Annotated in this window: 18 protein-coding genes; 9 read left to right on the top strand and 9 right to left on the bottom strand. The window is 36.0% G+C overall.

Annotated elements, in window-relative coordinates:
- The first annotated feature begins 26 nt into the window (after positions 1 to 26).
- A complete protein-coding gene (locus tag LCP48_RS03635) occupies positions 27 to 1085 on the top strand; it encodes an LCP family protein (RefSeq protein WP_225340713.1) in 1059 nt (352 codons plus the stop codon).
- Positions 1086 to 1290: 205 nt separating this feature from the next.
- Here LCP48_RS03635 and LCP48_RS03630 read toward each other — a convergent pair whose 3' ends face one another.
- The 3 genes from LCP48_RS03630 to LCP48_RS03620 form a co-directional block, all read right to left on the bottom strand.
- Positions 1291 to 1569 (bottom strand): hypothetical protein, encoded by a 279-nt coding sequence (locus tag LCP48_RS03630; protein WP_225340712.1) that lies wholly within the window; start codon positions 1567 to 1569, stop codon positions 1291 to 1293.
- 15 nt (positions 1570 to 1584) lie between these two features.
- Positions 1585 to 2031: a hypothetical protein gene (locus LCP48_RS03625; protein ID WP_225340711.1), complete on the bottom strand. Its 447-nt coding sequence runs from the start codon at positions 2029 to 2031 to the stop codon at positions 1585 to 1587.
- 452 nt (positions 2032 to 2483) lie between these two features.
- Positions 2484 to 3551, bottom strand: a complete 1068-nt coding sequence (locus LCP48_RS03620) for a glycosyltransferase family 4 protein (protein ID WP_004230902.1) — start codon at positions 3549 to 3551, stop codon at positions 2484 to 2486.
- Between the two features lie 225 nt (positions 3552 to 3776).
- On the opposite strand from LCP48_RS03620, the gene secA2 reads away from it, so the two are divergent.
- Both secA2 and LCP48_RS03610 read left to right on the top strand, forming a co-directional pair.
- Positions 3777 to 6140 carry an accessory Sec system translocase SecA2 gene (secA2, locus tag LCP48_RS03615; RefSeq protein ID WP_202341966.1) on the top strand — a complete coding sequence of 788 codons (2364 nt, stop codon included), beginning with the start codon at positions 3777 to 3779 and terminating at the stop codon, positions 6138 to 6140.
- A 3-nt stretch (positions 6141 to 6143) separates the two neighbouring features.
- A complete protein-coding gene (locus tag LCP48_RS03610) occupies positions 6144 to 7040 on the top strand; it encodes an accessory Sec system S-layer assembly protein (RefSeq protein ID WP_202341967.1) in 897 nt (298 codons plus the stop codon).
- A 78-nt stretch (positions 7041 to 7118) separates the two neighbouring features.
- Here the strand turns inward: LCP48_RS03610 and LCP48_RS03605 are convergent, their stop codons facing one another.
- Positions 7119 to 8012: a C40 family peptidase gene (locus LCP48_RS03605; RefSeq protein WP_216486593.1), complete on the bottom strand. Its 894-nt coding sequence runs from the start codon at positions 8010 to 8012 to the stop codon at positions 7119 to 7121.
- Positions 8013 to 8262: 250 nt separating this feature from the next.
- Between LCP48_RS03605 and brnQ the strand changes: the two genes are divergently transcribed.
- The 3 genes from brnQ (at position 8263) to LCP48_RS03590 (ending at position 12783) form a co-directional block, all read left to right on the top strand.
- Positions 8263 to 9582, top strand: coding sequence for a branched-chain amino acid transport system II carrier protein (brnQ, locus tag LCP48_RS03600; RefSeq protein ID WP_202341969.1), 1320 nt, complete (start codon positions 8263 to 8265; stop codon positions 9580 to 9582).
- 181 nt (positions 9583 to 9763) lie between these two features.
- Complete coding sequence (locus tag LCP48_RS03595) at positions 9764 to 11131, top strand: S41 family peptidase (protein ID WP_202341970.1); 1368 nt, start codon at positions 9764 to 9766, stop codon at positions 11129 to 11131.
- Positions 11132 to 11433: 302 nt separating this feature from the next.
- Positions 11434 to 12783 carry an IS1182 family transposase gene (locus LCP48_RS03590; RefSeq protein WP_225340710.1) on the top strand — a complete coding sequence of 450 codons (1350 nt, stop codon included), beginning with the start codon at positions 11434 to 11436 and terminating at the stop codon, positions 12781 to 12783.
- A 163-nt stretch (positions 12784 to 12946) separates the two neighbouring features.
- Here the strand turns inward: LCP48_RS03590 and LCP48_RS03585 are convergent, their stop codons facing one another.
- Complete coding sequence (locus tag LCP48_RS03585; protein ID WP_225340709.1) at positions 12947 to 13546, bottom strand: TetR/AcrR family transcriptional regulator; 600 nt, start codon at positions 13544 to 13546, stop codon at positions 12947 to 12949.
- A gap of 537 nt (positions 13547 to 14083) precedes the next feature.
- Here LCP48_RS03585 and LCP48_RS03580 point away from each other — a divergent pair.
- Positions 14084 to 15058, top strand: coding sequence for a proline dehydrogenase family protein (locus LCP48_RS03580; protein ID WP_004230892.1), 975 nt, complete (start codon positions 14084 to 14086; stop codon positions 15056 to 15058).
- Positions 15059 to 15161: 103 nt separating this feature from the next.
- On the opposite strand, the gene LCP48_RS03575 is transcribed toward LCP48_RS03580, so the two are convergent.
- Positions 15162 to 16499, bottom strand: a complete 1338-nt coding sequence (locus LCP48_RS03575; protein WP_216486601.1) for an AAA-type ATPase lid domain-containing protein — start codon at positions 16497 to 16499, stop codon at positions 15162 to 15164.
- 181 nt (positions 16500 to 16680) lie between these two features.
- On the opposite strand from LCP48_RS03575, the gene pruA reads away from it, so the two are divergent.
- Both pruA and LCP48_RS03565 read left to right on the top strand, forming a co-directional pair.
- Positions 16681 to 18225, top strand: a complete 1545-nt coding sequence (pruA, locus tag LCP48_RS03570) for an L-glutamate gamma-semialdehyde dehydrogenase (protein WP_066036915.1) — start codon at positions 16681 to 16683, stop codon at positions 18223 to 18225.
- Positions 18226 to 18501: 276 nt separating this feature from the next.
- Positions 18502 to 20517, top strand: a complete 2016-nt coding sequence (locus tag LCP48_RS03565) for an S-layer homology domain-containing protein (RefSeq protein WP_225340708.1) — start codon at positions 18502 to 18504, stop codon at positions 20515 to 20517.
- A 397-nt stretch (positions 20518 to 20914) separates the two neighbouring features.
- Here LCP48_RS03565 and LCP48_RS03560 read toward each other — a convergent pair whose 3' ends face one another.
- From LCP48_RS03560 to LCP48_RS03550, 3 genes are all read right to left on the bottom strand, one after another.
- Positions 20915 to 22837 carry an N-acetylmuramoyl-L-alanine amidase gene (locus LCP48_RS03560; protein WP_202341974.1) on the bottom strand — a complete coding sequence of 641 codons (1923 nt, stop codon included), beginning with the start codon at positions 22835 to 22837 and terminating at the stop codon, positions 20915 to 20917.
- Between the two features lie 233 nt (positions 22838 to 23070).
- Positions 23071 to 23982, bottom strand: coding sequence for a C40 family peptidase (locus LCP48_RS03555; protein WP_009371892.1), 912 nt, complete (start codon positions 23980 to 23982; stop codon positions 23071 to 23073).
- 221 nt (positions 23983 to 24203) lie between these two features.
- Entirely contained in the window at positions 24204 to 25271 is a 1068-nt protein-coding gene (locus tag LCP48_RS03550) for a CAP and S-layer homology domain-containing protein (protein ID WP_225340707.1), read from the bottom strand.
- Positions 25272 to 25377 lie beyond the last annotated feature (106 nt).

Genomic DNA, 25377 nt, shown 5'->3' with positions numbered 1-25377 from the left:
AATAATTAGAGGAGAATATAACTATTATGAAAAAAAGATCTGTTAGTCCGACTAAAAAGAGGTCTTCTAAAGCTTCATTAATTATAAAAGTTACACTTCTATTAGTTGCCAGCTTGGTAATTTGCGTAACGGCTTATGCTGTTTACCTGACTAAACAGGTAGAGCATGCTGCCGATTCTGCACATGAAGAATTAGAAGGCCGAGAAGTTTCTACACTTCGCGAAGAAAAAGTAGAGCCAGTACATGATAATGTATCCATTTTATTTGTCGGGGTTGATGATAGTGATAATCGAGGACAGGGTTCGGACCATTCACGTTCCGATGCACTCGTTTTAGCTACATTAAATAATAAAACACAAACTATTAAAATGCTAAGCATACCCCGTGATTCATACGTTTATATTCCTGAAGTAGGCTATAAAGATAAAATTACCCATGCTCATGCATATGGGGGCACACTGGCATCAATTGATACTGTTGAAAAATTATTAGATATTCCAATTGACTATTATGTACGTATGAATTTCAATGCTTTTATTGATGTAGTTGATGCATTAGGCGGTATTGAAGCTGAAGTACCTTATGCTTTACATGAATTAGATGAATTCGACAAGTATACAATCAACCTACAACCAGGTTTACAACAGTTAAACGGTAGCCAAGCACTTGCACTTGCAAGAACACGTAAACAAGATAATGATATTGAGCGCGGTAAACGTCAACAAGAAATTCTTTCAGCTATTATCAAAAAAGTTGCCTCTGTTAAGACAATAACAAAATACGATGATGTTATTAAGGCACTTGGTGATAACATGAAGACTAATATGACATTTACTGAAATGAAATCTTTCTTGTCCTATTTATCAGAGGGTGTACCACGAATCGATACTTTAACATTAGATGGTACTAATGATACATCAACTGGGATATATTATTATCAATTAAGTCAAGAATCTGTTAATGAAGTGAAAGAAACATTAAAAAATCATCTTGGATTAAATGAATCTTCATCAAGTCTTACTAGTAACCGTACTGAAAGAAATGCCATCAGCGAAGAATCTTCGACTAATGAGCAACCTCAATAAATCTAAAAAGCCTTTCCATTTTAATTCATGGAAAGGCTTTTTTATATGAACTCTTATTAGACACTACTCCAATGTTTTAACAACAGTCACTCTAAGAACGCTTATTTCATCATCAAGATAGTGCTATCCGTCTATTTGCCTCTTATACTCACCTCTTGACAGTTTTTATAGCTCCATAATTTAACTGCTGATCAAAGCCCAACAGCTAATTTGTTATGCCACCGGAAACCTCTTCAAAAGCAAAAACGGTTTTATAGTACGGTTCAAATGCAGGTATGCCAGAGATATAATTTATGTAATCCTTGTAATCTTCAAATGTCTGAGGTTCAAGTGTCATAGTTTGGGATTCTTCCGGTACAACTGTTTCGGTCTGAGTTTGTTGCATATCTGATACTCTAACTTCATCTGTTTTGCTACATGCTATCAACATAACAAGTAGCATCATTCCTATAATGAAATAAATAGGTTTTACTAAGCGTAACAATAAATTTACCATTTATTACCAAGCGTAGAAAATACGAGGTGTCGCATTTGGAACCAGACCTATAGCTTGATTAGAAAATGCGTAGGCGATATCACCTGAATTTAACTTATTTGGACCTGTAGTGTTAACCTTTCCATTGGACCAAATTTCAGCTCGAGCTGTGAAAGTTGGCGCTGTAGTTCTTACCCAGCCATACGCATAATGATCACCACCATGGTTATTTTGATTAATGTATAACCCAACGTCACTACCCAAAAGTTTATAAGAAGCAAAAGTTTGAACCTTACTCATACTATTGTCATGTGTTGCCGTATCGCTTCCACCACCTGCTGTCTCATCCATGACATACTCTTTGCCATCAATAGTAATTGGCTTTGGCAATTCTGGCGATTCTGGCGATTCAGCAGCCAAAGCTGGAATACTAGCAAACATCATTCCCGCAACTGCCATGCTAGCTGCCATGCTACGTAAAATACTTTTTTTCTTCATTCTAATCTCCCTTTCTTTTCTCTCAATTTCATTCATCCTATAACATTATAGAACTACAAATATTTTAACATTTATAGAAAAAAAAGGGTGTTCTTCTCTTAACTGCGATTTTTTTAATCCTATCCGCATTCATTATGAATGAAAAACACTTTAAAGAAATTTGAAATTATCATATTACTAGTTTTAAACATATATAAGTATTTTTGTACTTATTATTAACTGGGTTTAATTTAGTAACTTGTTTATTATTGAATATGGATAAATAACATTAACTAAGCAATATTAATAAGAATCTCTAACTCTAACGAAACGATAAATGAACATTTCATATATAGTTCAGGGTTTTCAATTTGATAAAATCCTTATATCCACGCTATTTATAAATATAAAAAAGCAATCATACAAATTGTATGATTGCTTATATTTTATTTACTAAATATCCGTACAAAATTTAATAATGGTTTATAGTTTTTACCAGCCAATCCGATGACCTCTACAAAGATTTCAATAGCTGTTAGGATGACCGCTACAAGTAATATAGCTCCCCAAACCTTTGCCATAGAGAAAATGATAGCTGCTAATCCAAACATTACTGCAATTCCGTAAATAATTAGGACTGTTTGTCGATGTGTAAAGCCCATATCAAGTAATCGATGGTGTAAATGTGATTTATCTGGGTCAGACCATTTCTTCTTCATGCGAACACGACGAACAATCGCAAAGAATGTATCAGAAATCGGAACACCAAGGATAATGATTGGGATGATTAAAGCTACGAATGTAATATTTTTAAAACCAAGTAACGCTAACACAGAGATCATAAATCCTAAGAATAATGCCCCTGTATCACCCATAAAGATTTTTGCTGGGTGGAAATTATAGAATAAGAAACCTAGTGAAGCTACAGCTAAAATGGCTGCTAACGCTAAAACAAACACATTGCTCATGATAAATGCCATGACAGCTAATGTAATCAGTGCAATCGTAGAAACACCTGCAGCTAGACCATCAAGGCCGTCGATTAAATTAATGGCATTCGTAATACCGATAATCCAAATGATCGTTAATGGAATACTCAATAAACCAAAGTCTAATGTACCTAAGAACGGTAGATTAACCATTTCAATTTCAATACCGCCTACAAAAACAACAATCAGTGCAGCAACTAGCTGACCAAGCATTTTTGCTTTCGCAGAAATCTCACGCATATCATCAATAACACCTGTGATTACGATTATACAAGCACCAATAATGATAGCTAATAAAGCCTCATTACTACCATGTTTTGTATGAACTAAAAATGAGTATAAAATCGTCACGCCAATAATAAAGGCAAGGAAAATGGCTAAACCGCCAAGTCTTGGCATAATTCGAGCATGTACTTTTCGATAGTTTGGTGCATCAACTGCACCTATTCTAAACGCTAAACGTTTCACTAATGGAGTTAACAAAATGGATGCAACAAACGCTGCTATTAAAGACACATAAAGCATGTCTCTCCTCCTCAAATAAATAATCTACATTGAAATCCAAATTGATTATAGCATGAACAAGCATTGAAATATACTTTTTCTAAACATTTTCCACGATTTCACAAATATTTTGTACATTTTAGCATTAATAGATTCCTATATAGTCAATTGTAGTCACCATAAGTAAAATTTGATAGAATAATGGTGTGTCTAGCATGTAGACAACATTAAAGGAGCGTATATTTCATGTTCTCAATTTTCAAAAGTAACAAAGAGCAAACTAGTGCTCGTCAATTAAAACGCTACTACAAAATAGTAGATCAAATTAACAATCTTGAAGAAAAATATGTTAACAAGTCAGATGCCGAATTACGAGAAATGACTTTTATTTTCAAAGAGCAATTAGAACAAGGTGAGCCTCTTACATCGATTATCCCGGACGCATTTGCTGTTGTACGCGAAGCCTCAAAGCGTGTATTAGGAATGCGTCATTTTGATGTGCAGCTTATCGGTGGTCTAGTATTAACAGAAGGTAATATTGCTGAAATGCCTACAGGTGAAGGTAAAACGTTAGTTGCATCTCTTCCCTCTTATGTACGTGCATTAGAAGGTAAAGGTGTTCATGTCATCACAGTTAATGATTACCTAGCAAAGCGTGACTATGAGCTTGTTGGTCAGATCCATCGTTTCCTTGGCTTAACTGTTGGTTTAAATATTCCGATGATGGAACCTGATGAGAAAAAAGAAGCTTATAATGCAGATATAACATACGGTGTAGGTACTGAATTTGGCTTCGACTATCTACGTGACAATATGGCCTATAGCTTAGCAGATAAAGTACAACGTCCTTATCACTTCGCTATTATCGATGAAGTAGATAGTGTATTAATCGACGAGGCTAAAACACCTTTAATTATCGCAGGTAAAATGCCTTCTAATGAGGAATTACACCGCATTGCTGCTATGTTAGCCAAACGATTCAAGAAAGATGAAGATTATGACTTTGACGATGAAACAAAGGCTACTTCTCTAACGGATAAAGGTATTGAAAAGGTTGAGGCTGCCTTCAATATCGATAATTTATATGACTTAGAACACCAAACACTCTTCCATTACGTAATCCAAGCAGTACGTGCACATGTTATGTTTAAGCGCGATGTGGATTACATTGTCAAAGAAGACAAAATTGAGCTTGTTGATATGTTTACAGGTCGTATTTTAGAAGGTCGTTCACTTTCTGATGGCTTACATCAAGCGATTGAAGCTAAAGAAGGCGTAACGATTACAGATGAAAATAAATCAATGGCCCAGGTCACAATTCAAAACTATTTCCGTATGTATCCAAAGCTTTCTGGGATGACGGGTACAGCGAAAACACAGGAAAAAGAAATTCGCGAAGTATACGGCATGGAAGTGGTGCAAATCCCAACAAACCGTCCGCGTCAGCGTATTGATCAGCCTGACCTTATTTTTAGCACACAGGAAGCAAAATATAAGTATGTTGCAGCTGAGGTTAAAAAACGACATGAAAAAGGTCAGCCAATTTTAATTGGGACAACATCGATTTTACAGTCTGAAACAGTAGCTGACTATCTGAACAAGGAAAAATTAACATTCCAATTACTTAATGCAAAAACAGTTGAACAAGAAGTTGAACTTATTTCACAGGCAGGTCAAAAGGGTCGTATTACGGTAGCGACAAACATGGCTGGTCGCGGTACAGATATCATGTTAGGTGATGGTGTACACGAGCTTGGTGGTTTATATGTAATTGGGACAGAAAAGCATGAAAGCCGTCGTGTAGACAATCAGCTACGTGGGCGTTCAGGCCGTCAAGGTGATGTAGGCGAAAGTCGCTTCATTCTCTCTATTGAAGATGATATGTTCCGCCGCTACGCAAAAGAAGAAGTAGAAAAATTCTCTGCAAAAATGATTGTAAATGATCAGGGTATTATTCAAAATAAAGAGGTTCAAGAGCTGATTGACCGAACACAACGTATTGTTGAAGGTTCCCAATATGGCATGCGGGAATATAACCTAAAACTAGACGATGTTATCAATGACCAACGTACCGTTCTTTATGGACTTCGCGACAAAATTTTAGGTGGAGAAGATTTATTAGATCAACTAAAGCAAATGTTGTATGAAACAGTAGACTTTGCAGTTCGTGATGCTACACCTGATGATATTCCACCGTTTGAATGGGACTATGATGGAATAGAGGCAACTTTAAATAGTCTCTTCCTATCTCCAATTACAATTGATAGAGAAGTTGGAAAGGTTATACCTATTTTAGACTCTCTACAAGCCCCTGTAGATGAGTTAACTGCAAAAATGGATACGTTTGCTCAAAATGAACAAGTAATAGATGTCATCCCTCAAATCATGTTAAGCAACTTAGATAGTGGTTGGATTAAGCACTTAGAGTCTATGGCTCACTTAAAAGAAGGAATTGGACTTCGCCACTATCAACAAGAAGATCCTATGCGTATTTATCAACGAGAAGGCTTAGAATTATTCGCTAAAAACTTCCAAGAATTACGACGTACGATCATTATAGAAATTATTGGATTTATGAAAACAATCGAAGCGCAACAGGAGGAGCAATAAATAATGGGCTTATTTTCATTCTTTAAAAAATCAGACAAAGTTGGTCAAGAAAATACTATTGACTCAAAGGACTTACTAGGAAACACTTCTTCACATGACAGTAATGAGGATATTATTGAAACAAAACTTTCTTTCCACCCAGATTGGGATGTACCTCAGGAGCAAAAATACATCTTTAACTTCCTTGCTAATGAGCTAGAACCATTAAAACCAAATCAATTATCTCTTTCTTCAATTAGTATTGATGAGGATCGCTCTGGAAAATGGCAAGTACGAGCATTTTTCCGTTCTTCGCTTTCTGAAGCCATTGAACTTGGTGAAATCGAACTTTTTATCATGGATAAAAACGATAAGCTTGTAGCTTCTAAAAAATTTGACTTTAAAGCACTTGGTACAATCCCTGCGAAAAGTGCTCGCCCTTGGGTATTTGAATTTGACAAGTCAGCTATTAAAATTGATGAGATACCAGAAGAAGGTTGGAAATTAGCTTTTAATCTAGTATCATTACGTGACCATCAACTAGAATTAGACCCTACCTGGGAAGAACAGTTACCAGCAGAACAAAAAGAGGAACTTGCCAAAATTGTTAAAACTTTACCCAAATTAGGGGAAACTGAAGTAAACTTTACAGGTTTGCAAGCTAAATTTATGAATAATGGCAGCTTAAATGTCTCTATATTTATTCGTAATGGTCATAATAAGGCTATAAACTTGGAACAACTACCTCTTGAGATTATTGATGCGAGAGGAAAACAAATAGCAAAAGGTTCATTTAAAATGGATCCAATCTTAACTGTCCAACCAAACTCCACAAAGCCATGGACATTTATTTTCCCTGCCCAATTAGTAAATCCAAAAGGTGCTGACCTCTCTCGTTGGACAGCGCGTGTAACACAATAACCTAAAACCCCCTTTCTGTTTTAGAAGAAAGGGGGTTTTGTTAAAAGCGATTTTTGCCAAGGCAAAAATCGCTACTTTTTATTTCACACTATCAAAACGTTTGTAGGCTACTAATTTAGAAGACCAGTAAGAGTACGTAACATCCGAAACTTCTACACCATCTGTACCCGCATGAATGAATTTATTATCACCGAGATAAATTCCCATATGAGAAATACCTTCTTTATACGTATTCTCAAAGAACACTAAATCGCCAGGTACTGGATTTTCTACATGAGTAGTATTACCGTAAAAATAGCCCTCACTGCTTGCTCTTCCTATTTTTAAACCACCTTGATTGAAGGCATAAAAAATAAAGCCACTGCAATCAAGCCCTACAGGTGTATTTCCACCGTATAGATAGGGTGTGCCAACCAATGTATTGGCAACTTCAACGGTTTTGTTATAAATTGTTTGTCCATTAGCTGTTGGATCTTTCGCTGTTACTTTTGATGGAGCGCCCGTACCTGAAGTCACATTATTATGTATAGAATCACCATCGGGTATCACTGCATCTGAAGAAAGCTTCAGTACTTGTCCAACAAAAATTGTGTCTTTTTCAAGCTTATTCCAATCCATTATATCCTTAATTGTCACATTATATAGCTTTGCAATTTTTGATAATGTGTCGCCCTTTGCTACTGTATGAGAACTAGTTGCTGGTTTTCCAGATGTTGATGGAGTGGCGGGCTTTACTCCCTCATTCGTTGATTGTTTTGAAATCTCAAGCTTTTGAGCTACATAAATCGTATCTTTGGATAGATTATTCCACTTCATAATATCCCCAATCGTGACTTGATGATTTTGGGCGATTTTCGTTAAAGTATCTCCTTTTTGTACAGTATATGTTGCTGCTTCTGCTGTTTGTAATGCTAAAAATGAAGTTGCTAAAGTACTTAGAACAAGAATTCTCCATTTTTTTGTCTTTTGCATACCAAAGTGCCTCCGTTCGTGCTAGAATATTCCCTTGTGTGTCTATCATACTAGATAACTATTGCATGAAAAATCGGAAAAACTGACTATTTTTCAAACATTATAGAAAACTTATAGAATACGACGAAATCCGACTATATTAAAATACTGTTTTCATTGCAAGATTAGTGTTCCTATGATAACATACACTTCTGTATTTAAAATTTTTAGAAAGTTTTAGCTTTTCAATCTTAAAGGAGTTAATATACTTATGAAAAACATCTTGCATTTCATCAAAGGAAATTTAGCAGTAGGATTACTACTATTTGCCTTGTTCTTGGGTGCTGGTAATATTATTTTCCCACCATTATTGGGCCAACAAGCAGGTGAAAATGTCACTGTAGCCATGATTGGTTTCCTTATAACAGGTGTTGGTCTACCATTGTTAGCGATTGTTGCTGTTGCCAAAGCAGGAGGCGATTTACAACTGCTTGCTAACCGTGTTAGTCCTGCTTTTGGGGTGATTTTCACCTCCATCGTCTACTTAGCAATTGGACCGTTCTTTGCTGTACCACGTACTGGGTCTGTGTCCTACGAAATAGGCATTGCGCCTTTTCTTTCTGAAGGTATGAGAGATCATTGGGCGCCACTTTTTATCACATCTATTGTGTTTTTCACGTTAATTCTATATTTATCTATTAATCCTTCGAAGCTCGTTGATCGAGTAGGTAAAATTTTAACACCTGCCCTGCTTTTCGTTATTTTATTGCTTGCTGTTAAAAGTTTCATCTCTCCTATGGGAGAACCAGGAGAAGCCGTAGGAAACTATAAGGTCTCACCTTTAGCTGAAGGCTTTGTAAAAGGTTACTTAACGATGGATGTTCTAAGTGCTCTTGTTTTTGGTATCGTCATTTTACAGGCCTTGCGTGATATGGGTATGAAAGATACGAGAAAACAAGTAAAAACAACGATTTTTGCGGGGGTCGTTGCTGCAATAGGTTTATCCTTTGTCTATATCTCTCTAGGGTATATAGGTAATACAAGTATCAATGCAATCGGTATTTCTGATAATGGCGGAAATATTATTGCAAAATCAGCTGAGGTGCTCTTTGGAAGCCTTGGAAGTATTATTTTGTCTGCGACTATTTTACTAGCTTGTATATCAACAGCTGTTGGCTTATTAACTGCTAATGCACAATTTTTCCATAAGCTATTCCCTCAAATTTCATATAAAACATTTTTAGTTGTCTTTACTATTTTTAGTACAGCTATTACAAATGTGGGACTTTCAACAATAATTAGTGCTTCACTACCTGTGCTATTAATCATTTATCCTTTAGCTATGGTATTGATGGTCTTGTCACTAGCAGATCATTTCTTTAAAGGTGGACAAATTGTTTATATTTTAGCACTCATTCCAACTTTCCTTGTCAGTCTATATGATGGCTTAAAACAAATGAAAGTTGAAATTACACCTTATGAAACTATCCTAAAGGCATTGCCAATGTATGAACAAAATTTAGGCTGGCTTTTACCAGCTATTGTTGGTGCATCAATTGGTTTTATTATTCATAAATTGATAAAAAAATAATTTACAGGAATCTACTTGCCCATAGCGACAAGTAGATTCTTTTTCTATCTCATATAAGTCCACCACTATAGCGATAGCTTCATGTATAATAAAAATCAGATACTCAATTGCATAATGTAACCATCCATTTAATACCTAATAATGATACATTCTATTTTGAGTTCTAGAAAAGAGGTATCCAATGAAAAAGTTAATATGGTCATTCGTATTTGTTCTAGGCTTCTTCCTTCTCCCTTTTACAACTACTCACGCTGCTGAAAATGATCCACAGCTTATCAAGGAAATTAAGGAGATTGTGAAAGATACTTACGTTGGAACAATTAATGGAAACTTAGAGAAGGCTACATCCATCTCAGAAATCATGAGTATGCTTGATCCTTACTCAACCTACTTCACTAAGCAAGAATTTGAAAATTATATGAATAGCATCAACCTATCTACTATAGGTATAGGTGTGGTGATTGAAGAACACGAAGATGGAATTCATATTTTACAAGTAATCGAAGGCAGTGGCGCGTTTGAGGCTGGTGTTCAGGCTGGAGATATCATTATTGGCGTTAACGGTGAATCCATTATCGGTCGTTCTACACAAGAGGCCTCTTCCCTTTTAATTGGTAATGAAGGAACTAAGGTGGAAGTTACATTAAAAAATAGTGACGGTTCAAAAACTACCAAAACTATTACACGTAAGAAATTCACATTACCGAATGTACAAACTGACCTGCTATTTGGAAATGTGGGCTATATTTCGTTGGCTTCTTTTTCAGAGGATGGTGCACAGCTTGTTAAAAATGCGCTGATAGACTTAAAAAAACGTGGTGCAACATCGTTCATCTTAGATTTACAAAATAATGGTGGAGGTTATGTGACAACCGCTGAAGAACTAACAGGATTATTCCAATCTGCTAAAGTTGCCTATTTATTAGAAGAAGCACATAACTCTTATACCATCCCAGCAGTTCAACAAGATACAAAGTTTCCTAAAGATACACGTATTCTTATAAACCGCTATAGTGCCAGCGCTTCTGAAATGCTTTCCGCATCGTTGAAAGACCAGAAAGCTGCTATTTTATACGGAGAAACAACTTATGGGAAAGGTGCTATGCAAGGCTTTTACACATTACAAGATGGAAGCTATTTAAAGCTTACAGTTGGTAAATTTACAGGTCCTGCGGGTCATACTATTCATGAAGTCGGCGTTAAGCCAAATGTTCAAACCACAACAGCACCTATTTTCCAGGCACATTATGATGCATTGAAGGAGAAGTATCCTAAATATAAACAACTTTCCACGGTAAAAAATATAGCTGATACACAAAAATTTACAGTGAAAATTCCTTCAGGGCTTACTTCACAAATCGCTAAGAGCAACATTCAACTGGCTGCTTTAGGAGCTAAGGAAGTACCCGTAGCAGTTAAAATTGAAGGGCGTTCAATAACGGTTACGCCTAAGAGTGCTTTATCACCGAACCAGGAATATATTTTACTTATTCACCCAAAGAGCAAAGATCAAAAAGGCTACTATCAGCATATAAAAATAAGCAATTAAAAAAACTGTCATCGATAATAAGTATCGATGACAGTTTCAGACTGTAGACAAACTCAATGAATTTTGAGTTTGCCTACAGTCTTTTTTCTTTTACAATAAAATAAAGTAAAGCCGTTGATTTCCACTACGGGCGGACGCTTTCCGCGGGCGGGGTCGAGCTGCTTCCCTCGCTTCGCTCAGTCCAGGATCTCGACTTTCCCGCTTTTCCCGCAGGAGTCGCCACCCTTCGTTCCAATCAACTTCTACATAAAGAATTCCTTATTCATCTATTGATAAAAAGTACACTTTCGAGGTGATCAACCATGATGACGAAAAATCAAATCAATGAACGTGAACAATTAGAAATGTTAACGATTGATCAATTAGTTCCCCAAGATCATTTAGTACGAAAACTAGAGGCGGCTATTGATTTTTCATTTATCTATCCTTTAGTAGAAAACCTCTACTCTGCTAAAGGACGCCCTAGTATTGATCCTGTTGTTCTCTTTAAAATGACGTTTATTCAGTACGTTTTTGGTATACGGTCCATGCGTCAAACCATCAAAGAAATTGAAACGAATATGGCGTATCGTTGGTTTTTAGGATTTGGCTTCCATACAGAAGTTCCGCATTTCTCTACCTTTGGTAAAAATTATGTCCGTCGCTTTCAAGACACTGATCTATTTGAGCAGATATTCTATCGTATATTAAAAGAGATTATGCATCAAGGACTCCTCCATGCAGACCATTTATTTATCGATTCTACGCATGTGAAAGCGAGTGCGAATAAACGAAAGTATGATAAAAAAGTTGTGCGAAAAGAAACACGGGCTTATGAAGAGAAACTTGAATTAGAGTTAAATATTGATCGTGAGGAACACGGAAAAAAGCCCTTTTCCCCGGAGAAATTTGAAAAAGAAGAATGGAAAGAAATAAAGGAAAGCACGACAGATCCTGAAAGTGGCTATTACGTGAAGGATGAACGTACGAAACAGTTTGCGTATTCTTTTCATGCAGCGACAGATGAAAAGGGCTTTGTCTTGGGTGCCATTGTGACTCCGGGAAATGTGCACGATAGTCATGTATTACAGCCACTTGTGGAAAGAATCATTAAAAACGTTCAAAAACCATTAGCTGTTGCGGCAGATGCAGCCTATAAAACACCCGCAATTACAAACTTTTTATTAGAGAATCAAATGTTGCCTGTTCTTCCTTATACACGTCCTAAAACGAAAGATGGTTTCTTCCGAAAGCATGAGTATATATATGATGAGCACTATAATTGTTATCTTTGTCCACAAGGACAGATATTGAAGTATACGACAACGACTAAAGAAGGGTATCGTCAATATAAATCGAATCCTTTGATTTGTGCGAAGTGTCCGAGCCTATCCCAATGTACAGAAAGTAAGCAACATCAAAAACTCATTCAACGTCATATTTGGGAATCATATGTAGAGGAAGCAGAACATTTACGTCATTCCAATGAAATCAAACAAATCTATGCAAAGCGCAAAGAAACGATTGAGCGTGTCTTTGCCGATGCAAAGGAAAAGCATGGTATGCGATGGACAACCTTAAGAGGTCTAAAAAAATTGTCCATGCAGGCGATGCTTACTTTTGCTGCCATGAATTTAAAGAAACTGGCTACTTGGACGTGGCAAGTAGCTTAAGAGAGCAACTATGCTCGAAGCGTATGTTGGATTTGGCAATGTATGACCAAATATCAAGACGACATAGGAAGAAAAATGACAAAAGCCCTCGAGAGTGAACTTCTCGAGGGCTTTTGTCTACAGTCTGAAACTGTCATCGATAATAAGTATCGATGACAGTTTTTCATATTACTTCTTTGGTTTTCCAAAAATATAATTGTACAATATCATTTGCAAGTTCTGCAGGTAACCTTTTTTCTTCTAATAAATTCGTAATGATGAGTCTTTCTATTGAGCCTACTAAACTATCTATCATGATTTTTATATCCACACTATACAGTTGTAGATCTTTGTCACAATTATGCAGATAAATAAGGTGGATCAATTGCTGTGTCATTTGGTTTTTTACCAATTGTGCTTGCTTGGATTCAATCAAACCTATTTTTGTTAATTCAGGATTTTCAATTATGTATACGAACAAGTTCAATAACTTTTGCTCTAATAGCGTGATAAACCCCTGTAACCCATATTCAATAATGTCAGTTGACTTACTATTCATTACTGCCAAGAATCCGCTTTGAAATTGCGCATTCAAATCGTTATAAAGGGCATCCTTGCTTTTAAAATAGAGATAAAAAGTAGGCTGAGTTACATTGGCAGCCTTTACAATGTCACTAATTTTTGTGTAATGATAACCTTTATCAGAAAATAGCTCTATCGCTTTTTCAAGTAATAGTTGTTTACTTTGTTCGCCATTTGAATTAAATTTTCTGCCTCTTGCCATACTTTCCACCTTATCTTAGTTTAGAGTAGTCATATTCCCTTTTGTATTGCTTATATAGACACACTATTCTAAATCAAAAGTAACTATAAATTCACAAAACGTACATAATTTAATCTTGATTATATACCATTTTATTATAATACACCCTGTTTTTTTTTACTATAAACTACTATTAATATGATATTTAAATTGAAAAATGAAAAAGTGGATATCTAAGAATCACTTCAAAGAATACCCACTAATAAATTATATTAAAATAATAATTATGTCTTTTAAGTCCTAAATACCATCATGCCTATGTGCAAATTAAGACATATATTAATTAACATAAAGCAAATCTTTTATTTTGAAAAGTCTTTTTTTTTTGAAAAAAATTTTTAATTTAAATTTTTTTCATGAAAAAGTCAATGATTGCAATAGTTTTATCTCACTAACTGGCTTTAAAAAATATTTTTTCTGAAAATCAAACCATTTTACTTTTCAAAAAAAGTGTTATAATCGCCAAGAATTTAAAATTTTCATTTTTGGAGGCATATAATGGTATTACGTGACTTTTTCATTTACTTATCCGAGAACAAATTATTAAACAGCGCTGCACAAAAATATGGTTTAAAAATGGGTGCGCAAAGTGTTGTTGCTGGCACAAGTTTACCAGAAGTTGTGCAATCAATTAAGGAATTAAACAAGGCCAATATTTCTTGTACAGTCGATAATCTAGGCGAGTTCGTCTACGAAAAATCAGAGGCAACTGCGGCCAAAAATAATATTTTAGCTGTTGTACAAGCTATTCATGATGAACAGCTTGATGCACACATCTCACTTAAACCTTCACAATTAGGTTTAGATATTGATTACGCATTTTGTTATGAAAACTTAGAAGAAATCGTAGCTCTTGCACATCAATATAATATTTTCGTGAATTTCGATATGGAAAACTACGAGCGTTTACATAGCTCTTTTGAATTATTAGAGGAATTACACAAAGAGTATGATAACGTAGGGACGGTTATTCAAGCTTACTTCTTCGAATCAGAGGAAAATATTGAGAAATATAAAAACTTCCGCTTACGTATTGTAAAGGGTGCTTATAAAGAACCTGAAAATGTGGCTTATCAATCTAAAGCTGATATTGACCATAATTACTTAAAACTAATTGAATATCATTTGCTACATGGTAAATTTACTTCGATTGCGACACACGACCATAATGTGATCAACCATGTAAAACAATTTGTGAAACAACACAATATTCCAAATGAAAAATTCGAATTCCAAATGTTATATGGTTTCCGTAAAGAAATGCAGCTAGACCTTGCTCGTGAAGGGTATAATTTCTGCACATATCTACCATTTGGTAATGATTGGTACGGTTACTTTATGCGTCGTTTAGCTGAGCGTCCACAAAATGTAGCACTTGTGACAAAACAAGTGTTTAACAAAAAAACGAACATGGCAATTGGTTTAGGAGCAGCAGCATTTGCGCTTGGTCGCCTTTCGAAAAAAGGAAAATAATTATACAAGCTTGAAGCTATCCATCAGTTTCGTGTTTTTATCCTTCAGTTAGATCATTCTATCTTTCACTTTCGAGAACCTATCCAAAAAAGCGAAAACATGGTTAATCAATGTTTTCGCTTTTTTTATTAAGCTTATAGTTTTTAACTCGATACTGTAAACTTTGTCGACGAATCCCCAAGGCAGCGGCTGTTTTGGAGATATTTCCTTGATGAAAATCCAATGCCTTTGAAATATAGTACTCCTCTACCTCTTTCATATAGACATCTAATGGTCGAATATCCTGTTGATTTTTAATGACAAACAAGTCGCTCGTAGAAACCTCTTTTTCCGTCTCCTCACAAGAGCTTTGGATTTTCCATTTGAAATGCACTGGCAGCATATGTGATTCAACTATCGTTTCATTGGTGATCAATGAGGTTATTTCATCCAGTAGGACTTCTAATTCCTTTAAATTTCCTGGCCAATCATATTTTAAAAAGATATCTTGGACTTCTTCTGAAAGCCCATGAATAGACGAGCCAAAGCTATCACGATGTCTTTTGAAATAATCATCGATAAAAGGCATAATATCTTCTTTTCTTTCTCGTAAAGGAGGTACATAAATCGTAATACCTGAAAAAAGTCTATAAAGCTTTTTGGATAGCTCATGCTTTTGAATTAAATCAATTGGATCTTTGCCAACACTAGCAATTAAAACATGCTGATGATTAGGATGATTATTTAAAAGTTCAACAATCTTTTCTTGTGCCTCTAGAGATAAATATTCAATGCGCTCAGCAAAGAAGGTTATTTTCTCCTTTTCCACAATATATTTTTCAAATTGCTTTAATACTGTTTTCTCATCTCGACGGCAAATTAAAGCAATAAACATATCATTTTGCACCTTTAGGTCATGATGTATTCCCTCAGCAACCATATCAATCCCAGTACCTGATTCCCCTATTAACACAACAGGCATTCTACTTAGCGCCACAATTTTTGCTTTTTCAATGACATCCTTCATGACGGGTGACACAGCCGTGATGATGTCAAATGTCAATGGTGCGCCATACCTTCTTAGAGGCTGATACATCATGTATTCAAGCTGTGTTATATCTCGGGCAAATTCCACAGCGCCTATTAAAGAGCCTTCATAGTGCAACGGATAAATATTGCTTATGTAGGTCACTTCTTGATTTTTTTTATTCCAATACGTTTTTTTTATATTGCGTACTGGCGTTTCAGAGCTGAGGACCTTATAAATATCACTTTTTTCGATTTCAAAATCAATAATCTCTAAGGCTCGCCTCTCCTCAAACTCATCCTCATTGACGCCTTCCAATTCTCTCATTTTTTTATTGTATATAAGCAATTTACCCTCTGTGTCTACCACACAAATGCCCATATCGCCTTTTTCAATGACGTATTTATAAATACTTAGTAGTACCTTGTTATCCATTTTGTCCTCCTGTAATCCATTAAGCTTATTCTAACACCAATATGAAAAGCAGATGCAAAAATTAAAAAAAGTTTTAAAATTTGAGTTGATTAATGCCAAATTATATTGCATTATATAATTAACACAATCTTAAAAGGTGCATAATCATTTGGCACCATTTATCCATGGGGAGGAAACTGACATGATTCCATACAAACACGAACCATTCACAGATTTTTCACAAGAGGCAAACTACAATGCTTATGTAGAGGCTTTAAATAAAGTTGAAGGTTACTTAGGTCAAGATTACCCACTCATTATCGGTGGCGAGCGCATTACAACAGAAGATAAAATCGTTTCGTACAATCCTGCAAAGAAAACAGAAGTCATTGGTCGCGTGTCAAAAGCGAGCAAAGATTTAGCTGAAAAAGCGATGCAAGCAGCAGATGAAACATTCAAAACGTGGAAAAAAGTTGATCCAGCGATTCGTGCGGACGTTCTATTCAAAGCAGCAGCAATCGTACGTCGTCGTAAACATGAATTCTCTGCTTTATTAACAAAAGAAGCTGGTAAACCATGGGCAGAGGCTGATGCAGATACAGCAGAAGCAATCGACTTCATGGAATACTATGGTCGCCAAATGCTACGCATTAAAAACGGTCAGCCAGTCGAAAGCCGTCCAGGTGAATACAATCGTTATGACTACATCCCATTAGGAATCGGTATTGTTATTTCTCCTTGGAACTTCCCATTTGCAATCATGGCTGGTACAACAGTAGCTGCTTTAGTAACAGGGAACACAGTATTATTAAAACCAGCTTCTACAACGCCAGTTGTAGCGTATAAATTTATCGAAGTATTAGAAGAAGCTGGTCTTCCAGCAGGTGCGGTTAACTTCGTACCAGGTTCTGGTGCTGAAGTAGGTGACTACTTAGTTGATCATCCAAAAACACGCTTCATCAGCTTTACAGGATCACGTGATGTCGGCTTACGTATCAACCAACGTGCATCTGTGTTAAATGAAGGCCAAATATGGATTAAACGTGTGATCGCTGAAATGGGCGGTAAAGATACAATCGTAGTCGATAAAGAAGCAGATTTAGAATTAGCTGCACAATCGATCGTGAAATCAGCATTTGGTTTCTCAGGTCAAAAATGTTCAGCATGTTCTCGTGCTGTCATCGTAGAAGATGTATATGAGCAAGTGGTAAATCGCGTAGAAGAGTTAACAAACGCTTTAACAGTGGGTGACCCAACTGATTACAGCAACTTCATGGCAACAGTAATTGACCAAGCAGCATTCAACAAAATTACTGAGTACATTGAAATCGGTAAAGGCGAAGGTCGTTTAGTAGCTGGTGGTACAGCAGACGATTCAGTCGGTTACTTCGTACAACCAACTGTGTTCGCGGACGTAGATCCTTCTGCACGTATTATGAAAGAAGAAATCTTCGGACCAGTGGTAGCGATCGCAAAAGCAAAAGATTTCGACCATGCGATTGAAATTGCAAACGATACAGAATATGGTTTAACAGGCGCTGTTATCACAACTAACCGCATGAACCTAGAAAAAGCGCGTGAAGAATTCCATGTAGGAAATCTTTACTTCAACCGTGGCTGTACAGGTGCAATCGTTGGTTACCAACCATTTGGTGGCTTCAACATGTCAGGTACAGATTCAAAAGCAGGTGGCCCAGACTACCTACAACTGCATATGCAAGCAAAAACAACTTCAGAAATGCTTTAATATTTACTTCAATAAAATGTCGTACATTGCTTCTTAGAAAGCAATGTACGACATTATTTTTTTTGGGGTAACACAAATGACATATATAATAGAAGAAACTCATGTGAATTTTGGTTCACTTTCCTTCCCCTATTTAAAACTAACTCTCACATCAAATGACAAAAGCATACTTATTGCCTATAAATCGCTGGTATATTTTATGGTATTTCTAACATTTGACCCTTATCTTGATTGTGTAACTTTGTTAAAATGATATCAGTTTAGGAGGGTAAGACTATGAAAAAACTATCAATTTTTATGTTGCTCATGATGCTTGTTAGTCTAGTCATTTGGCAGCCCCAATCTGTCTATGCAGACGAGCTATCAGGACATATGCATGAAAGTGGTCTACGCTATTTAATTCAGAAAGATGCATTACTGAAGGATGCAAATGGAAGCTATCGTCCGAATGCTACGGTTACACGTGGTGAATTCGCCACATACATAGCAAAAGCTTTAAATTTGGACACAAAGAACGAGATAACGTTTACAGATGTGTCCGACACATATTTATTTGCAAATGAAATTAAGCTTGCCGCTACTGCTGGAATTATTACTGGTTATACGGATGGCTCATTTAAGCCAGATGACCGTATTTCAAGAGAGCATATGGCAGTGATGCTAATCAGAGCAGTTGATTATTTAAAAATACCAAAAGGTACTTCTTCTATTACCTTCAAAGACAATGCAACTATTTTTAAAGATTTCCGTCAGGATGTTGCAATCGGTGCACAATTAGGACTTATTAAAGGAAGCTCCAATGGCATGTTTTTACCAAGAGACAATGCCACAATTGGTGAGGCATCGACATTTATTCTACGATTAATTCTTCTTGCTGATCAGGTTGACGCTGGTAAAAATGAAAACAATGGTAACTCCGAAAATAACGGTAATACTAATAATAATGGGAACAACAATAATACTGGTAATAATGGGAACAACAATAATACTGGTAATAACGGTAATACTGGTAATAACGGTAATACTACCACATATATCGTCAAAGAAATTTCCAATGGTAACTTGGTAGACAAACAAACCTTTACTAGCTTTGAAACAGCTGAAAAGGCGATGACGACTAGTTCCTTAGTGATTACTCAAAATGATAAAATTATTAAAATGACTTCAGGTTATGTTGTAACGAATAATTATGTTGCTCTAAATTCTGAAACGATTAAGGATCAAATCGCAGTTGCTGGTAATACAGAAATGGAGTATCTAGGTAGTGATGCCACACAAGTAAAAGTACGCTTAGCTGGTCATACTGGCTATTTAAAGCAGGCTGACGTTACCTTAATTCCTTCTGCTCTAGTAAAAGGTCGGTCTTATTACACAAATGAGTACGGTGAAATAAAACATACCTTATATGATTATAAAACTAATAAATATTCTGCTAGTTACGTGTATGGCAAGGCCCCTAGCTTTATGAAGCAGGGTGAGAAATACTTTAGCTGGGATGGCATCAACTTTACCAATGCTGATGGTTCTTCAAAAGGAGAAGCCTATAACTACTATCAGTTCTTACCAGCTCGTGCAACAACTCAATATACAGCAGATGAGCTAGATCAATATATTGTGGGAAAATTAGCAGAGGTTGAAAGCTCAGGTGCTTCGATTTATAAAAATGCCACAACTAAAAGTAAACTACTTGGTTTAGGCTCTGTATTAAAAGAAGTGGAAGCCAATTCTCATATCAATGCTATGCTTATTTTATCCCTAGCACAGCATGAGAGTGCCTATGGTATGAGTGATCACGCTCAAAATCTAAACAATCTATTTGGATTATATGTCTATGATACAAATCCACTAAATAAGAAGTTTGATAGTGTAGAAGCCAATATTAATGAGCTAGTTGAAAAATTCCTTCAGCCAAATTATATTACGCCAGGTGGACGTTATACGAATGGCGCAGTTGTCGGTTCTAAGGCTATCGGCTTCAACGTAAAATACGCTTCAGATCCATTCTGGGGCGCAAAAATTGCAGGACATTACTATCGTGCAGAAAAAGCTTTAGGCTTTAAAGATGCAAATAATCCTTATAAAATCGCTCTTACAACAACAGCTGGGCTAAATGTTCGTGCAGATGCATCAACAAGTCAAAGTCCACTTTTCACATTTAGTAAAAGTAATATGCCTGTCATCGTTACAGATACAAGCGCAAATGGTTGGTATCAAATTGTTTCAGATAAACTAAACACTGAACCTGGATATATAAGTAAGGATTATATTAAATTCATCAATACCGTGAAATAACAGTAAATGGCTGCCTCTTATAAAGGAGGCAGCCATTTCATTTTGTAAAAAAGATAAAGTCACTAGTAGAAAAAAGGCCTTTTCATAAGGCAGGAGGTTGATTTCCGTTCCGCCAGCGTCCTTTCCAGGGGACGTCCGATGAGCCGCTTCACTCTTTCGTTCGCTCCAGGGTCTCATCTGTGACGCTGGCTCCACTCCAATCATATTTGCAAAAGTGTCTTTTCCTTATCTTTCATACTAGCTAGCCGTAGCAATCAAATTAGCTATTATTTGTATGATTAGAGAGAATTTTATAGCCATTTCTATCAATTAGTTTGTCTTTCTCTTATTTGGGTATATAGAGAATAAGAAAACGATCCCAAAGGCTAGTACACCTTTGAAATCGTCTCTTAATCAATTATTGTTTTTTATAGTATTGCAAAATACCATTATAAATAGATTCTGCAAATAATTTAACGTATTGATCATTTGTCATTTTACTGTTATCCTCTGCATTCGTTAAGAAACCAAGTTCTACTAGAATAGACGGGATCACCATATTACGAATTACGTAGTATTGCTCTTGCTTGACACCACGATTTTTCATATTTAAATTGTTAACAATTTGATTATTAACATATGTCGCTAAATCAACGTCTTCCTGATACATATCTCCTGTAGATATTGCATAATATGTTTCAGTACCAGACGCTGACGTATTAGCAGCAGAGTTGACATGAACACTTACAAAAATTTCACCATAGTTTGCTTGAGTAAAGTCTACGCGATCTTGTAAGGATGGATACGTATCACCAGTACGTGTCATATAAACTTTTGCACCAGCATTCTCTAGTAATTGTTTCACTTGTGTGCTGACTTTTAATGTAATGTTCTTTTCAGAAGCAGAGCCCTTTACTGTACCTGGATCTTTACCACCATGACCTGGGTCTAGGATGATAATACGATTTTGTAAAGGTTTAGCTGTTTGGTTTAATAGCTTCAAATAAGACTTGTGAACATAGCCTGTTTGGCCATTATAGGTGATTTCTGCCCAGTAACCATTGATGTTATTAACTTGGACATACTCTCCTTTATTCAGCTTAAATAATACGGCTGATGTAGAGTTACTTTGACTGCGAACATTTAAATTAGCAACTGTGACTCTACCTAGCACATCACCAGAAGCTGGTGGCGTTGGATCTGGATTTGGATTAGGATTTGGCTTTTCTTCTTCCACAATATCCGTAGTGCTATTCACTACAATATAACCTGGTAAACCATTTACTTGTGTTAAGTAGTAGCCACCAATTGTTTTGTAAACAGGAAGCTTTTCGTTTGCTTTAATCGATGAAATGACTTTTGCTGAAGATGTAGGCTTCACATATAAATTGACAGCATTTTTTGTCGTTACTTCTTTTTCGACTGTTCCTAACGCATTGCCATCTGCATCTACAAATTCTGCATATTGCTTATAAATATAGGCATATGCGCCTTTATAAGTAACCTTTAGCCAATTACTTTCAACAGCGTAGACTGATAATTTACCGCCTGTATTGACTTTGCCCACAATGTTCGTGCTTGAAGTAGAATCTTTTGTCTTACGGATGTTTAACCCATCTGTAGTGACCTTCACTAAGCCAATGACTTGTGATGTATCTGGAACTTGTACACCTTTTACAGGAAGCTCTAATCGATATTTTTCACTGTTTGCACGTGCAACGAATAATGAGAATTGAGAACGTGTTACAGTGCTGTTCGGTAAATACGTATTACCTGTTCCGTTGGTAATGCCATTATAATAGATTGTATTGATGTATTTCACATATTCATGTGTGATTCCTACATCAGTAAAAGGTGAGTCGATCCCCTCATACTCACTAGTATCTAAATTAAAAGCCTTTGTTAATACATGACTCATTTCTCCACGAGTTAGAGGCTTATTTGGTAAGAATTGACCTTTTATATTTTTGTCGAAAAATCCTAGCTGTACAGCACGTTCTATATAACCTGACATTTCAGTGCCGACTGTAACATCTGAAAAGCTAGATTTATTTACAACTAATGGTTTATTACCAGAGGCAACAACAACCATTTTGGCTGCTTGTCCTCTTGTTACACTATTATTTGGGCCAAAGACTCTCTTACCATTCACAAAGTAACCTTGAATTACCCCCAAATTTACTAAATAATTGATTTCTTCATAGGCTGGGTGATTTTTAGTAACATCTTCAAATGTTATATTTGAATTGTTAGCTGCACTGACACTTGCACTATGTATCGTAAACATAGAAGCCGAAATGAATAAGACGCACAAGATAAGACTAATTTTTTTGATGTTCAATGTCTTATTTCCTCCCTTCTTGTTCTCTTAACGTGTCCATTTTAACAAAATTAGCTAAATAAAGCATCATACAATAGAACTGTTAAACTTTAATTTTCCAATTCACATCCTTTCCTACAAAATTATCATAAAAATAGAAGAGTCTGCTATTGCAAACCCTTCTTCCATTATACGCTATTCAAAAGATCATTTCTTGCAATCTATGACACAATTAAAGTGTTAACTTTATGAATTTATTGTTGGATTCTTTCAATAAAAACTTTTAATTGTTCGATTTTTAGTAATTCATCGGAACCGAAGCTACCGTCTCCGTCACCATTTGTAATGCCATTAGATGCTAGAGTAGAAACATATTCATTAGCCCAGCTCTTTTGAGGCACATCACTAAATGCTACACTTCCGCCATTATTTTCAAGACCAAATGCTAGCACTAATACTTTTGCAATTTGTGCACGCGTAATTGGTGAAGACGGGTTGAATTTACCATTTGCATCGCCTTCAAAGATACCTAATTTTGCTACAGCTGCAATAGCACCTGCATGCGCATATGTAGGTTTTACATCTACGAAACTAGTAGTAGTATCAGATGTATCTAAGTTTAAAGCTTTTGCAATTTGTACTGCTACCTCTGCACGAGAAGCATATACGGAAAAGTCAATAGCTGCTTGTTTTACTTCAGCTTGTTGTTGAGCATCAAATGTTGCCACACGTTTAGCACCTACATAACGATCGCCCCAATAATATGGGTCATTCACATTTGAGTAGCTTACACCTTGACCAGTTTGAGAGTGGATCATTTTACCATCACCTATGTATATCCCCACATGTGAAATACCACTACCACTTGTATTGAAAAATACTAAATCGCCAACTTGAAGATCACTCTTGGCAACTGCAGTACCTTGTTGATATTGAGATCCTGACGTACGGTTTAATTGAATGCCTAAGTCTGAAAATACTTTAGAAGTAAAGCCAGAGCAATCAAAACCGCTAGTTGTAGTACCGCCGTATTTATATGGTACACCTAAATATTTAGAAGCTGTATCAGTTAAATCTGCTTTAGACGCTGCTTCAGCAGTATTAATATTAGTAGTTGAAAATAACATAAATGATGCAAAAATCGGTAATAACCATTTCTTATTCATACTTTTGTTATACCCCTCTCAAAACTTTTTTGCCTATACATAGACTATCACAAAAGAGGCGAATGTTATTTTTCAATTGTGTAACGGTTTTAGACAGCAAAAAAACGCTGTAATACCAACGTTTGGCGGTATTTTCAGCGTTAAAAAGGGGATTTTTTTATCGTAATTCGGAACTTTCGTAACATTTCTGTAATATTAGCGATTCTTTGTTACACAACAACTTATTGACTAGAGAACATTTGGACCCAATAGTAATTTCCTTTGCTATCCTGTGCTATTGCAACACCTGTGTTCGTATAGTGCTCTTTTAAAATATTATCTCGATGGCTAGGTGAAGCCATCCATGCCTTAACAGCAATTTCAGGTGTTTTAATATTTCTAGCAATATTCTCTCCAAAACTTGTATAGTTGTAATCAAATAATGTCGCTAAATCCCAAGGTGCCCCATAAAATGGGGAAACGTGTTCAAAATAGTGGCGATTTACCATGTCCTGTGCTTTGATAATGGCAATTTGAGTAAGTTCCGAATCATAAGCAACAGGTTCTAGCTTATTCTTCTGTCTTTCAACATTTATTAATTCAATTACCTTTTTAGACCACTCAGAAGAAAGGTTAACAGTTGGGATATAATCCTTTGCTAGATAGTCATAGACTACTTCCAATGCCTTAATTTTTTGCTGAAAAGCCATGCTTCGCTCAACAAATACAGCAAACTGTGCACGTGTTACCAATTGGTCAGGAGCAAAATGTTTAGCATCCACCCCACCAATAATGCCGATATCTGCTAAGGATTCAATATAATCTTTTGCCCAATGCGTACGTGTAATATCCGCAAATTGACTGTTATTTTTGCCATCTACCCTAATTTCATACGCAAGAGCTAGCATTTTTGCCACCTGCATACGCTTTAAAGGCTCTTCTGGATGAAAGGCATCACTCTTTTGAATGATTCCCCGTTTAACAAGCTGGCAAATTTCCTTATAATATGGATGTGTTGTAGGAACATCCTTGAATTTTAAAGGGTTCTCAATGTCCAGGTTTGTTTGAAGAGAACGAGCAATGGCAGCAGCAGCTTCTGCCCTTGTAATAGCTTGCTCTGGCTTAAACGTGTTGTCGTTATATGTAGTCATAATTTGTTTTGTGAGCATATGTTGAATTGAGGCATTTGCCCAGTATGAATTTGTCACATCTACTGCCTTAGCAGATGCTGCTTCTACTTGACTAAAACTAGTTAAACTTCCTACGGTTGCAGCTATTGAAAGTACCATTATACTCAATAATTTTTTCAACAGGGCGACCTCCTCACGTTGGCAAAATAAAAATGTATGAAATGGTACCTCCCAATCAAAGTGACCATTTATACTATAAGATACGAATTTCAGATGATATAGTTTC

The organism is Lysinibacillus capsici, assembly GCF_020217405.1.
GTDB lineage: Bacteria > Bacillota > Bacilli > Bacillales_A > Planococcaceae > Lysinibacillus > Lysinibacillus capsici.
This window is presented reverse-complemented; position numbering and strand designations above follow the sequence as displayed.